The following is a 13,134-nucleotide window of genomic DNA, read 5'->3' as shown; positions in this document are numbered from 1 at the left end:
TTGTTGCCGCGGCCCACTGTGGCGGCATATTGCAGGGCTCTGCCCTCGCATTTATCGGCACTTAAGCCGTTTGGTATTCAGTTTTTCTTCGCCAGCACCTGATTCAAAGAACGGACTTCTTCACGTTCTTCCGGGCTGAGGCCATGGGTTCTGGCCTGTGCGATCAATGTCTCCAGCCGCTGTTCCAGTACCGAGTCGTACAGGCTGGCTAAAGTATCCAAAAAAGTCTGTTCAACCATATCCTCAACGATCATATGGTTCCATGTTGCCAAGGTTTCAAGCTGTTGGCTCAATTTGTTGTCGCGATACTGCTCCAACAGTTGGCCGGTTGTCAGCCCTGGCTGAGCCAGACAGGTCTGCACCAGCTCGACAAACAGCGGCAAACCCGCCTGTTTGGTCTGCTCCAATCCCTCAAGCGAAGGGATAAGTGTAGCCAGTTGCGGATTTTGTACCAGTAACCCTATCAGTATACGCATGGTTGTGCGTTTTAGCTGGGGCGCCTGATAAGTATTCGCATTTTCGGCTTGCTTGGGCATCAGCTTGTCCAACTGGCTGTCGTCCAGCAAACCCAGCTTGCTGCCGAGCTGTTGGCGCAGGTACAAGCGCAACGTTTCGCCCGGTACCTGAGTGATCAGCGGCAGTGCCAGCGTGCTCAGCTTGGCGCGGCCGTCCGGGCTGCTCAGGTCTACCTGCGGCATCAGGGTTTCGAACAGGAAAGTGGAAAGCGGCTGCGCCTGCTCCATTCGCTGTTCGAAGGCCTCTTTGCCTTCTTTGCGTACCAATGTGTCCGGGTCTTCGCCGTCGGGCAAAAACATAAACCGCAGTTGACGCCCGTCATTGAGATAGGGCAACGCGGTTTCCAGTGCACGCCATGCCGCTTCGCGACCGGCTCTGTCACCGTCATAGCAACAGACAACGTTGTCGGTGGCGCGGAACAGCAGCTGAATATGTTCGGCCGTTGTCGAGGTGCCAAGCGAGGCGACGGCATAATCGATGCCGTATTGCGCCAGCGCCACCACGTCCATATAGCCTTCCACTACCAGCAATCGCTGCGGGGTAGGGTGGTTCTGTTGCGCTTCATACAGGCCGTACAGCTGACGACCTTTGTGGAAAACTTCGGTTTCCGGTGAGTTCAGGTATTTCGGCATGCCGTCACCCAATACGCGTCCGCCAAAGGCGATCACTCGCCCGCGTTTGTCGCGGATAGGGAACATTACGCGCTCACGGAAACGATCGTACGAGCGTCCTTGATCGTTAGTCACCAGCATGCCTGCATCGTTCAATGCCAGGCGTGACTCGGCGTCACGACCAAAACGCTTTAATGCGTTATCCCAACCGGCAGGTGCAAAACCGATGGCGAAATGACGGATAACGTCGTCACTCAGCCCGCGCTGTTGCAGATAATTGCGCGCCGGCGTGCCGGAGGACTGATGCAGTGACTGTTGATAGAACGCGCTGAGTTGTTCCATCAGTTGATACAGGCTTTGACGCTGATGGCGTTCGATTTGCGTCGGTCCGGAACCCGCCTCGTAAGGCACTTCCAGTCCGTGCATGGTGGCCAGCTCTTCGATGGTTTCGACAAACTCGAGCCTGTCGTAATTCATCAGAAAGTCGACGGCGTTACCGTGCGCACCACAACCAAAGCAGTGGTAAAACTGCTTTTCGCCATTAACCGTAAATGAAGGCGTTTTTTCGTGGTGGAACGGACAGCACGCGTGATAGTTCTTGCCCTGCTTCTTGAGCTTTACCCGGGCATCGATCAGATCGACGATGTCGGTGCGAGCCAGCAAGTCATTGATAAATACGCGCGGAATTCGTCCAGCCATAAGCCCTTACTTTACTAGCCTATAAACGAGAACAAGCCGCGCATTCCTTTCGGAAAGCACGGCCTTCGTATGCAACTACTCGGTCTGCGCGATTTTTAAAATCAGAAATTCACGCGGCGGGGTTGCCCCCGAAGAATTAATACAGACGAGTGCGGCGTGCGTTTTCGCGAGCCAGTTTCTTCGCGTGACGTTTCACAGCAGAAGCTTTAGCGCGCTTACGTTCGGTAGTCGGTTTTTCATAGAACTCACGACGACGAACTTCAGCCAGAACGCCCGCTTTTTCGCAAGAGCGTTTGAAACGACGCAGAGCAACGTCAAATGGCTCGTTTTCACGTACTTTAATTACAGGCATGTGCCTCTCACCTCAATAAAATTCGGTTTGCTGCTGGCCAAGCGCCAGCAATTTCAAAATGGTGCGGAATTTTACTTCAACGGATGCTGCTTTGTAAAGCACCACAGCAAATTGAAACCTGCGGCCACCCTGGTAAAACATGCGCAATTTTGCATCGGGCGCTGATTATAGACTAATCAGAAAAAAATGCTCGTTTTTAATCAAATCGGCATTTGTGGCTGTAATCATCAACATAGCCCAATAATGGTGACAAGCGTGCGCCACGCTGGCGGTAAACAGGCCCGATTGTGCTAAACTGGCGGCCGCACGTGAATGATGGGAAATGTAATGCGAGTACTGGGCATAGAAACCTCCTGCGATGAAACCGGAATTGCAGTGTATGACGATCAGGCCGGTTTATTAGCCAACCAATTGTACAGCCAGGTGAAGCTGCATGCCGACTACGGCGGCGTGGTGCCGGAGCTGGCCTCCCGCGATCACGTGCGCAAAACCGTGCCGTTGATTCAGGCGGCATTGAAGGAAGCGAACCTGACCGCGGCGGATATCGACGGCGTTGCCTACACCGCCGGGCCGGGCCTGGTGGGGGCGCTGCTGGTCGGAGCCACCATTGGCCGCGCACTGGCGTTTGCCTGGAATGTGCCGGCGGTGCCGGTGCATCATATGGAAGGCCACCTGCTGGCGCCGATGCTGGAAGATAACCCGCCGGCGTTCCCGTTTGTCGCGCTGCTGGTGTCTGGCGGGCATACGCAGCTGATCAGCGTGACCGGTATCGGCGAATATGAACTGCTGGGCGAATCGGTCGACGATGCGGCCGGGGAAGCTTTCGACAAAACCGCCAAGCTGCTTGGGCTGGACTACCCTGGCGGGCCGATGCTGTCGAAGATGGCGCAACAGGGCACGGCGGGGCGTTTCACCTTCCCACGCCCGATGACCGACCGGCCAGGGCTGGATTTCAGCTTCTCCGGGCTGAAGACCTTTGCCGCCAATACCATTCGCTCCAACGGCAATGACGATCAGACGCGTGCTGACATAGCCCGGGCGTTTGAAGATGCAGTGGTGGATACGCTGGCGATCAAATGCAAACGCGCGCTGGAACAAACCGGCTTTAAGCGCCTGGTGATGGCCGGTGGCGTCAGCGCCAACCGTACGCTGCGAACCAAGCTGGCAGAAATGATGCATAAGCGCGGCGGTGAAGTGTTTTACGCCCGACCGGAGTTCTGCACCGATAACGGCGCGATGATCGCTTACGCAGGCATGGTGCGGCTGAAAAGCGGCGCTAATCCGGAGCTGAGTGTTTCGGTACGGCCGCGCTGGCCATTGGCTGAGCTGCCTGCCGTCTAATTGGCCTGGACATTTCCATAGTCAAACAAAAGGCTCCCAGTGGGAGCCTTTTCAGTTTTCAGTCAGGCAATACGCCAACCTTTGGTTCTGTGCCGCTGAGTCAGGAAATGCGCGTAGCGTCCCCCCAGGGCTTCAAGCTGGGCATGGGTGCCGCGTTCAGCAATTTCGCCGTCTTGCAGTACCAGAATTTGATCGGCCATCGCTACCGTCGACAGCTGGTGCGCAATGACAATCAACGTCTTCTTGCCGCGCAGCCGTGCCAGGGTGTCGGCAATGATCGCTTGATTCTCGGGATCCAGTGCCGCAGTCGCTTCATCAACCAGCAGAACAGGGGCGTCTTTAATCAGCGCGCGGGCGATAGAAATACGCTGGCGCTCGCCGCCGGAAAGCCGTGCGCCGCCTTCCCCTACCGGGGTATCCAGCCCCTGGGGCAGCCGTTTGATGATTTCCGCCGCCCCGGCTTGTTCGATGGCCATCAACACTTCCTCATCGCTGGCCGTCGGCTTACCCAGACGGATGTTTTCGCCAATGCTGCCTTGGAACAGGTAGGTATTTTGGAAAATCTGGCTGATCTGATCCGTCAATTGTTCGTTAGGGATCTGGCGTACGTCGGCTCCGCCAATCATCACTGCCCCGCCGGTGACGTCAAAGAAACGCGCAATCAAACGAACCAGGCTGGTTTTACCCGAGCCGGATGCGCCAACCAGTGCGGTCATGGTGCCGGGTTCCACCTTAAAGCTGACCCCGCGCAGTACGGCAGCCTGTTCTGGCGAATAGCTGAACGAAACATCGCGCAGCTCCAGCGAGCCGTCATGTGGCCGTTGTGCCTGTTGAGGTTCGGGCAAGGGGGTAATGGCTAAAATTTCGCTGACGGCATTTAACTGGCCGCGGGCGTTTCGCAGGGCTTCGCCATAACTGGCAACGTCCAGCAACGGGTCGATAAAGCGGCTAACCAGCATCAGGGCGATCACCGTCCCCACGGCGCTACCGATAGCCGGCAGGTTCCCCTGAGAATGGCTCAGCAGCGTGGCTCCGGTGACCAAGAGGGTGGCAAACACCAGTTGCACTACCCAGGAGTTGAGCACCACAGAGGCCGTGGAGATATAAATAAGCCGTTTGCCTGACTGATACTGCCGATCGATGGCCTGTTCGAGGAAACGGGTCCCGCCGCCTTCGCCATTAAAGGCGCGCAGTACGGACTGTGCCTGAGCAAACTCCACCATACGTTGGCTGGTGTGGGCGGATGCCTGATGGAAGGCTTCGTCAGCCTGGGTACCGAGCCGCGCTGAGAGCAGGAAAATACCGGCTATCAGGGGGGGGGCCGCCAGCGCCAGTAGCCCCATTTGCCACTGCAGGGTGCAGAGCGCTATCACCAGCACCAGCGGCGTGACGATACCGCTGACGATCGGTGTAAAAAGGTGCGCCGGGAGTTGCGCCACATCCATCATCCCCTGAGAAACCACATGACTGAGTCGCGCCGTATTATCAGGAGTGAACCAGCCGATAGGCAAGGTAGCCACATGGTCGCCAATGCGTTGACGGGCCGTCAGTAACAGCGATGAACCTACGTTCATGCCGGCGAAATCGACGCGCCTGCGCAGCAGCCAGCTCAAAAGTACGCCGGCGAAAAGCGCTATCAGCCAGCCGGCCGCCGTGTAGACTTCACCTTGCAGCAGATAGCCGACTATAGGCACCAAGGTGGTGACCGTCAGGCCGCAACACACACCGTAAAGCGCGGCCATGCCGATATAACGACGGAATATGGGAGCATCGTTGCCGAGCAACTGCATAAATGTTTTTAACATGGTTGATCCGCCTGTTTCGTCATGTTTTCGTAACCCCCCGCAGCCCAGAGGCGAGCATAGCGGCCTTGGCCGGCCAACAACTCGGCATGGTTGCCTTGTTCGCGGATCGTGCCGTCCTCAAGCACAACGATATGATCGGCGTGCATGATGGTGTCTAACCGATGGGCAATCACCAGTAACGTACGATTTTTGGCAAAGTTGGAAAGGGCTTCCTGAATCAGGTATTCGTTCTCCGCATCAGCGGCGGCGGTGGCTTCATCCAATACCAAAATCGGTGGGTTCAACAGTACGGCGCGCGCAATGCTTACGCGCTGCTGTTCACCCCCGGAGAGTTTTGCATCCTCCCCGACTACCGAGTCGTAGCCCCGTGGCAAGCTCAGGATATGATCGTGAATATTGGCAGCCCTGGCGGCGGCTTCGATTTCTTGCATGCTGGCATTGGGGCGACCCAACGCAATATTTTCTCGCAGGCTGGCGTGGATCAGCTTCACTTCCTGCAACACGAAACCAATGTGTTGATAAAGCTGGGTCGAGCTCATTTCGCGCAGATCGACTCCGCCAAGCGTGATGCGCCCCTGTGTCGGATCGAAGAAGCGCAACAGCAAGCGTGCCAGAGTGGATTTGCCCGCACCGGATGGGCCGACGATGGCGGTTACGCTGCCGGGTTTTAGGCTGAGGTTGATGTCTGCCAGCACGTGACTGTCACTATTGTAGGAATAACCGGTTTGTTCGAAACGGATCTCCGCGTCTTTCAGCATTGGCTGCACTTCCGGCTGCGTGAGGATCGGCGTGTCCAGCAGCGATTGTATGCGTTCCGCTGCCCCTGTGGCATTACGCAGGCCGTGGGTAATAAAGCCCATTAGCAGCAGCGGGGCGGAAATACCCGGTGCGACCAGGGCGAACGGCAAGACGTTAAGCGGTTCAAGCCAGCCCAATGCCACAAACAAGGTACCGAAAACCAACACCACCCCCAATACGGTCACCGGAGCAACGATGGCATTCGCCAGCGCGATGGTCTTGATCACCGGGCTCATGGTACGGGTGAATATCTGGGTAAAGGAGGCGATCGCTTTACGGTAGCTGCTGTGCGCTTTGCCGCCGCCGCTGAAGGTTTTGATCACCGGGATGCCGTTAACGAATTCGGCTACGGCATTATTGATACGGCCTAACCCCTTAACAAACTCGCCCATATGGGGCGCTCCGGCTTTCTGAGCCCTGCCGAAAATGAAGAAGAACAGGAAGAAAGGAATGATCGAGACGATCGCCATCCGCCAGTCCATGACGAACATGTAGATAACCGAGATCAGCATCGCGCCGATTGTGCGTCCCAGCGTGGTGAAAAAGTGGGCGGTGAGATCGTGCAGGGTGCCAATATCGTCCTGCATCGCCTGTTTCACTTCGCCTGAGGCACGGTCGCTAAACCACCCCAAGGGCACCTGTGCCAGACGCCGGGCCGCCGTAATGCGCAGGCCATGGGTAATACGGTTATCGGCCAGGTGTGCGAGCACTTCGGCCAGGGTGACAATGATTAAGCCGACAAACAGGCTGACCAGGCAGACGACGACGCTGTCGCCAATCCCACCCGCCGCCAGAAACGGAGTAGCGGCTCCTGTTTGTTCCTGATGACCCAAAACAATGACGGCAATATGGGCAATGCCCGCCAACGGCACCAGCGTGAATATTGTGCCGATAGCTGCCAGTACCCCGGCGACAATAAGGCTCCCACGTATAGGCCGCAGCAGTCGCCCGATAGGACCAGGCTTACCGGCCCCCGTTTGATGACTACTCATAATAACTCCCCTGAGGAATATAAATAAGGATTCTTGGCCAAGATTGGCCAAGAAATAGAGTGGCGAAAATCAAACGCCATAATTAAAGCACGACATGTAGCTCAATATAATTTCGAAAGAATAGGGCTGTAATATTTGTTATTACCAATGCAAGGTTAATGTGGTAAGGATTTGCCGTTCTGCACCCCATGAACAGGTATTGTTGGTAAAGCAAGAAGAAACATAGTGCTTATCAAAAATATTATTTACGTTTAAAGCAATTTCTGCGTTTTCCAGTCCGGGGATATCATCCAGTTGATACTTTATGGCGGTATCAAAAACCGTATAGCTAGGGACTTTAAAATTATTCCCATCGTCACCCGGAGTGCTTGACACATAACGTGCGCCACCGCCGAGGCTCAGCCCATTTAACCAGCCTTGATTAAAGGTGTAATCGGTCCACAAATTAGCCATATGTTTAGGCACCATGGCTGGAGTATGGCCATTATTACCGGAGTTATCGCGGAACTCAGCATGGGTATAGGTATAGCTTGCGATTAAATTAAGGTTATAGGTGAGTGCGGCCTTACCTTCAATTTCAATCCCGCGAGAGCGGATTTTGCCTTCCTGCACATTGTAATAAGGGTTAATGGCATCACGGCGTAAATTATTGTCTTTGGTCAGTTGGAATGCGGCGATAGAGGCAGAAACCGGTGCGTTATCAGGGATGAATTTAATCCCTGCTTCATATTGCTTCCCTCGGGAAGGTTTGAAAGCCTGGCCTGATAAACTGTTGCCGCTATTGGGTTCAAATGACTCGCTATAGCTCACGTAAGGTGCGATGCCGTTATTGAAAACATAGTTAACGCCGCCACGCCAGGTGAATTCATTATCCGTGATGCTGGATGAGGATTCCGCACCCGTCATATTACTTCTTTCATGGGTTTTTACGACGCTGTGGTCAAAGCGGCCACCCAGCGTGAATACCCAGTTCTGCCATTCGGCCTGATCCTGCAGATAAGTGCCTAACTGGTGGTTTTTGTTAATCGTATGGGTGTCGCCAAAATAAAGCACATCATGGTTGCCATACTGCGGGTTCACCAGATTGAGCGGCGCGGCAGAGCCCATCTTGTTTTGCAGATCGTTGCGCAGCTGCGAATAGTCGATCCCCATCAACAGGGTGTGGCGCCAACTGCCGGCGTTCAATTTCCCTTCCAGCCGGGTATCGGTGGTTAACCCATTCAATCTCTCGTCGCTGACCATGGTTGCGCGGGACAAGGTGGTGCCGTATTGCTGGGGTGCCACTCCCATGCAGGTCATTGGGTTGCACAGGCCGTTGCCATAGATGCTGCGCCAGTTGACCTTGGTATGCTGATAGCGGACGGCCTGATGGAAGGACCAGGTATCGTTGAAGGCATGATCAAGCTGATAGCCCACCGTGCGCTGCTGGCGTTCGAAACGGTTATAGCTGGGCTCGCCCTCGTTAAACGAAGGAGACAATTTGCCGAATTCGCCGGAAGTCAAAGTTCCTTCGCTCGGCAGCCAGCCGTAATAACCGGTGCGTGGTTCGTTTTGCAAAGACAGCTGAAACAACAGCGAGGTTTTATCCGACGGCTGCCAAAGCAAAGAAGGCGCAATGGCATAGCGTTTTTCGCGCTCGCCCTTTTGCTGGCTGTGCGCTTCGTAATAATTACCGGTTAAGCGGTAAGCCAATGCTTCTTCATCATCAAGAGCGTCGCTGAAATCGAATTGGGTTTTCCATTCGTGATGGTTGCCGGCCTGCAGTTGTAATTCATGCAATGGCTGCTTTTGTGGACGCTTGCTGACGCTGGAAATAACGCCGCCGGGGTTACTTTTGCCATACAGCACCGAGGCCGGACCGCGCAAAACTTCTACCCGCTGTAAAAAATACGGATCCACTTTGCTGTCGGCATACATATCCCCTTGTAATTTCAAACCGTCCAAATAGATATTCTGGCTGACGTTATTGAATCCCCGGATCATGACGCTATCAAATATGCTCGAACTGCCGCTGTTGCCTGTCATTACACCCGGCGTATAGCTGAGCGCATTTTTAATGGTGGCTGGGCGTTTGGTTTGTAATTCTTCTTGCGTAATAACGGAAATAGACTGGGGGGTTTTGATTAATGGGGTGCTGGTTTTTGTTGCCGTAACGCTTTGTTTGGCGGCATAGGTTCCATTGGATCCTATGGCTTCTTCTGCCGTATTTCCCTCGCCGTAAACGGTAATGACACTTTCGTTTTCCCCTGCGGCATAAGCCAATGAACTGGTACATATTCCTGCCAGCAGCATAAAAAGGTTAGGCTGTTTTATTATCAGGCGCCGAATAGTCTTCATAGGCATTTTATTGATGATCCATCTTTAGGGAATGACAATATTTAATTGTCGCTAATGATAATCATTAGCGATGGGGGGATTTGGCAATTCATGCGATTTTGAAAGAGGGATATTATTAAAGCAGAGGCGTTACCCTGGCGGGAAAACGCCATATATTCACGACGATAGAGTGATAACTCAAAAAAACGGGCACCGTGGGGAACAGAAACCGGGTTAATTCGGGGCAGGCTGACCTGCCCTGGCGTTATGAATTACTCTTCTTTTTTGGTTTCCTGCTCAACCGCTTCAGGCTTTTTCTTGCGGAATTTGGCCCAAATTTTTCCTTCCTGGCCACGCCAAAGGCGCTGAATGTTGTCGTGGTGCCGCATCAGGATCAGGCATGACAGCATGGCTACCGGGAAGGTGAACTGCGGTTTGAACCACCAAACGTAGAAGGGGGCAATCAGCGCACTGACAATCGCGCCCAGCGAAGAGTAACCGCTGAGCAACACGGTCAGCAACCAGGTACCGGTCATCAGACCGGTCAGATCCCAGCCTATCGGCGCTATGGCACCAAATGCTGTTGCCACGCCCTTGCCGCCACGGAAATGGAAGAACACCGGATAGATGTGCCCAACGCAGGCGGCAATTGCCGTCAGCCCCAGGTACAGCGGCGGGACATTAAGCTTGTATGCCAGCCAGACCGGCAGCATTCCTTTGAGAATATCGAAAACCAGCACCGCCGCCGCCGCCAGGCGACCGCCGATGCGCAGGACGTTGGTAGCCCCTGGATTCCCTGAGCCATGTTCACGCGGATCGGGCAGCCTGGCGATCCGACAAACCAGGATCGCACTGGAAATTGAGCCACACAGATACGCGAAGATAATCATGCCAAGCGCGGTAGCACTCATAACGCGGTTCCGTTTAATAAGGGTCGTTTTACTCGCAACATAAAGGGATAATACGCATATTCCGCTGGAAGTGGTATCCGGCAAGGCCAAAAACAGAGAATGACGTGATGGATATCGTATTTATAGAAGAACTTACCGTAATCACCACCATTGGCGTTTATGACTGGGAACAAAACATTCGCCAGAAGCTGGTGTTCGATATCGAAATGGGCTGGGACAACCGCCAGGCGGCTGCCAGCGACGACGTGAACGACTGTCTGAGCTATGCCGATATCAGTGAAGCCATCATCCAGCACGTGGAGCCAAATCGCTTTGCGTTGGTGGAGCGGGTGGCAGAGGAAATATCTGAAATATTGCTCCAGCGCTTCAAATCCCCCTGGGTCCGTATTAAGGTCAGCAAACCGGGCGCTGTTGCACATGCCAGCCGGGTTGGGGTGATTATTGAGCGTGGTACCCGTCCGGTGTGATGTTCTGTCATACAGGTGCAACTAAAGGCCGTTAACCTGGTCTGAACCTGAGAATTGTTTTAGCGGCAATGTATTGAACACTGCCGCTTTTTTATGTTTATAGCCGTAAATTTATGGGGTGATCGAAGCACATGGCGGACATGCATTCACTGTTTATTGCGTTTGTTCTTGGGGTGGTTGAAGGGTTAACTGAATTTTTGCCGGTATCTTCTACCGGGCACATGATCATCGTTGGCGAGTGGCTGGGTTTTACCGGCGATAAGGCCAAAACCTTTGAAGTGATCATTCAGTTGGGGTCGATTCTGGCGGTGGTGGTGATGTTCTGGCGCCGTCTGTTCGGGCTGATCGGCATTCATTTCGGCGGTAAGCCGGTTGAGCACGAAGGCAAAACGGCGGGCCGGTTGAAACTGGGCCATATCCTGCTGGCGATGATCCCCGCGGTGGTGCTGGGGCTGTTGTTCCATGATTTCATCAAATCGCTGTTCGCGCCGAAAAACGTGATGTATGCGTTGGTGGTCGGCGGTTTCCTGTTGCTGGCGGCGGAATGGCTGAAGCCGAAAAAACCGAGCGCTGAAGGGCTGGATGACATCACCTACCGCCAGGCGTTTATGATTGGTTGCTTCCAGTGTCTGGCGCTGTGGCCGGGCTTTTCCCGTTCAGGTTCGACCATTGCCGGCGGTATGCTGGTGGGCGTGAACCGTTATGCGGCCTCCGAGTTCTCCTTCATTCTGGCGGTGCCGATGATGATCGGTGCCAGCGGGCTGGACTTGTACAAGAGCCTGCACTTCCTGACGATGGGCGATTTACCGATGTTCGCCGTCGGTTTTGCTACCGCTTTCGTCGTAGCGCTGATCGCAATAAAAACCTTCCTGTCGCTGATCAAACGCATTTCGTTTGTGCCGTTCGCCATCTACCGTTTTATCGTTGCCGCCGTGGTTTACATGGTCTTCATGTAAGCGGCATGCCAATTAAAAACCCCGCGCTGCGGGGTTTTTTTATGCCTGGTCTTTCAGAATATCCTGGGTTTGTTTCCAGTCGGCCAACGCCTGTTGACGACGGCGTTTGAGCTCATCGCGGATCGCCAGCCCTTGCAGGCCGCTGGCCACCACTTCTTTTACCGAGACGGCATTCGCCACCTGAAACGCCTGGCGCAGATAGTCACCCTGCGGGTAGGGATTGTTTTCAAATCCGGTACGGCCGCGAGCATCGGCTTCGCTGGTGAGGATCATCTGCTCCAACCGCTGAGGCTTGCGCCAGACATCGACCGCATCAAACAGTTTCAACAGGGTCTCCGGGCGCAGCTTGTTAACGGTGTGGATCAAATCGTGATATTCGGCCACCAGTTTGGCCAGGTCGCGTACCGGGTTGGGGACGCGCAACCGCTGACACAAGGCGTCTACCAGCACAACACCGGCAGGCCCGTGGCCGTGGTGGTGAGGCCACAGCTCTTTTGGCGTCTGCCCTTTACCCAAATCATGGCACAGCGCCGAAAAGCGCACGTCGACCTCGGGGCTGAGTTGGGCGGCGATAGCCAGCGTCATCAGCGTGTGAATGCCGGTATCGATCTCCGGGTGCCATTTGGCGGGGGCCGGTACGCCGAATAAAGCATCGATCTCCGGGAACAGTACGCTGAGCGCCTCGCAGTCGCGCAGCACCTGGAAATAGACCTGCGGGCTTTGGCTCTGCAGCGCCTTCTCGGTTTCTTTCCAGACCCGTTCCGGGGTCAGCGCCGCCAGTTCGCCGCTGTTCGCCATCTGACGCATCAACTCCGCGGTTTCCGGGGCGACGGTAAAACCCAGATGAGCGAAGCGGGCGGCAAAGCGCGCCACGCGCAGCACGCGCAACGGATCTTCACCAAAAGCTTCAGATACATGGCGTAACACCCGCGTTTGCAGGTCGGCCACGCCGTTGAAAGGATCGATTAACTCCCCGTCGGCGCTGCGGGCGATGGCGTTGATGGTCAGATCCCGGCGCTGCAGATCTTGTTCCAACGTCACGTCCGGCGCGGCGTAACAGGTAAAACCGGTATAGCCCTGGCCGGATTTCCGCTCGGTGCGCGCCAGCGCATATTCTTCATGGGTCTTGGGATTAAGAAACACCGGGAAGTCTTTACCGACCTGTTGATATCCCAGCGCGATCAGCTCTGACGGCGCGGCGCCCACCACCACCCAGTCGCGGTCGAATACCGGTATCTCAAGCAGGCTGTCGCGGACGGCGCCGCCGACCAGGTAAGTCTTCACTGTTAACTCCTGAATTTATCTTAAGGCTCTGCTGACCAGATTACCTCAATTAGCCGGGCGGTGCCGCAGCCAATAAAAAGGGCGCC

Annotated in this window: 10 protein-coding genes; 3 read left to right on the top strand and 7 right to left on the bottom strand. The window is 54.9% G+C overall.

What is annotated here, in order from left to right; genetic code table 11:
- Positions 1-77 precede the first annotated feature (77 nt).
- On the bottom strand, positions 78-1,826 hold the full coding sequence (dnaG, locus tag M495_RS21200) for a DNA primase (protein WP_020831768.1): 1,749 nt from the start codon (positions 1,824-1,826) through the stop codon (positions 78-80).
- A gap of 136 nt (positions 1,827-1,962) precedes the next feature.
- Positions 1,963-2,178, bottom strand: a complete 216-nt coding sequence (gene rpsU, locus M495_RS21195; RefSeq protein WP_001144069.1) for a 30S ribosomal protein S21 — start codon at positions 2,176-2,178, stop codon at positions 1,963-1,965.
- 327 nt (positions 2,179-2,505) lie between these two features.
- Between rpsU and tsaD the strand changes: the two genes are divergently transcribed.
- On the top strand, positions 2,506-3,519 hold the full coding sequence (tsaD, locus tag M495_RS21190) for a tRNA (adenosine(37)-N6)-threonylcarbamoyltransferase complex transferase subunit TsaD (protein WP_020828723.1): 1,014 nt from the start codon (positions 2,506-2,508) through the stop codon (positions 3,517-3,519).
- A 62-nt stretch (positions 3,520-3,581) separates the two neighbouring features.
- Here the strand turns inward: tsaD and M495_RS21185 are convergent, their stop codons facing one another.
- The 4 genes from M495_RS21185 to plsY form a co-directional block, all read right to left on the bottom strand.
- Positions 3,582-5,324: an ABC transporter ATP-binding protein gene (locus tag M495_RS21185; protein ID WP_020828722.1), complete on the bottom strand. Its 1,743-nt coding sequence runs from the start codon at positions 5,322-5,324 to the stop codon at positions 3,582-3,584.
- Positions 5,318-7,114, bottom strand: a complete 1,797-nt coding sequence (locus tag M495_RS21180) for an ABC transporter ATP-binding protein (protein ID WP_020828721.1) — start codon at positions 7,112-7,114, stop codon at positions 5,318-5,320. The genes M495_RS21185 and M495_RS21180 overlap by 7 nt, the downstream gene beginning before the upstream one ends.
- A gap of 141 nt (positions 7,115-7,255) precedes the next feature.
- The gene (fhuA, locus tag M495_RS21175) at positions 7,256-9,451 is read right to left on the bottom strand and encodes a ferrichrome porin FhuA (RefSeq protein ID WP_041415714.1); all 2,196 of its coding nucleotides are present in this window, start codon (positions 9,449-9,451) and stop codon (positions 7,256-7,258) included.
- Positions 9,452-9,702: 251 nt separating this feature from the next.
- Positions 9,703-10,341: a glycerol-3-phosphate 1-O-acyltransferase PlsY gene (plsY, locus tag M495_RS21170; RefSeq protein WP_020828719.1), complete on the bottom strand. Its 639-nt coding sequence runs from the start codon at positions 10,339-10,341 to the stop codon at positions 9,703-9,705.
- A 107-nt stretch (positions 10,342-10,448) separates the two neighbouring features.
- Between plsY and folB the strand changes: the two genes are divergently transcribed.
- Entirely contained in the window at positions 10,449-10,808 is a 360-nt protein-coding gene (gene folB / locus M495_RS21165) for a bifunctional dihydroneopterin aldolase/7,8-dihydroneopterin epimerase (protein WP_020828718.1), read from the top strand.
- 131 nt (positions 10,809-10,939) lie between these two features.
- A complete protein-coding gene (gene bacA, locus M495_RS21160; protein ID WP_020828717.1) occupies positions 10,940-11,764 on the top strand; it encodes an undecaprenyl-diphosphate phosphatase in 825 nt (274 codons plus the stop codon).
- Positions 11,765-11,803: 39 nt separating this feature from the next.
- Here the strand turns inward: bacA and M495_RS21155 are convergent, their stop codons facing one another.
- Positions 11,804-13,048 (bottom strand): multifunctional CCA addition/repair protein, encoded by a 1,245-nt coding sequence (locus M495_RS21155; protein WP_020828716.1) that lies wholly within the window; start codon positions 13,046-13,048, stop codon positions 11,804-11,806.
- Positions 13,049-13,134 lie beyond the last annotated feature (86 nt).

The organism is Serratia liquefaciens ATCC 27592, from assembly GCF_000422085.1.
Classification (GTDB): domain Bacteria; phylum Pseudomonadota; class Gammaproteobacteria; order Enterobacterales; family Enterobacteriaceae; genus Serratia; species Serratia liquefaciens.
This window is presented reverse-complemented; position numbering and strand designations above follow the sequence as displayed.

Excerpts from the sequence above, each read along its gene's own strand:
- dnaG (WP_020831768.1), bottom strand. The coding sequence starts at position 1,826 with ATGGCTGGACGAATTCCGCGCGTATTTATCAATGACTTGCTGGCTCGC.
- rpsU (WP_001144069.1), bottom strand. The coding sequence starts at position 2,178 with ATGCCTGTAATTAAAGTACGTGAAAACGAGCCATTTGACGTTGCTCTG.
- tsaD (WP_020828723.1), top strand. The coding sequence starts at position 2,506 with ATGCGAGTACTGGGCATAGAAACCTCCTGCGATGAAACCGGAATTGCA.
- M495_RS21185 (WP_020828722.1), bottom strand. The coding sequence starts at position 5,324 with ATGTTAAAAACATTTATGCAGTTGCTCGGCAACGATGCTCCCATATTC.
- M495_RS21180 (WP_020828721.1), bottom strand. The coding sequence starts at position 7,114 with ATGAGTAGTCATCAAACGGGGGCCGGTAAGCCTGGTCCTATCGGGCGA.
- fhuA (WP_041415714.1), bottom strand. The coding sequence starts at position 9,451 with ATGAAGACTATTCGGCGCCTGATAATAAAACAGCCTAACCTTTTTATG.
- plsY (WP_020828719.1), bottom strand. The coding sequence starts at position 10,341 with ATGAGTGCTACCGCGCTTGGCATGATTATCTTCGCGTATCTGTGTGGC.
- folB (WP_020828718.1), top strand. The coding sequence starts at position 10,449 with ATGGATATCGTATTTATAGAAGAACTTACCGTAATCACCACCATTGGC.
- bacA (WP_020828717.1), top strand. The coding sequence starts at position 10,940 with ATGGCGGACATGCATTCACTGTTTATTGCGTTTGTTCTTGGGGTGGTT.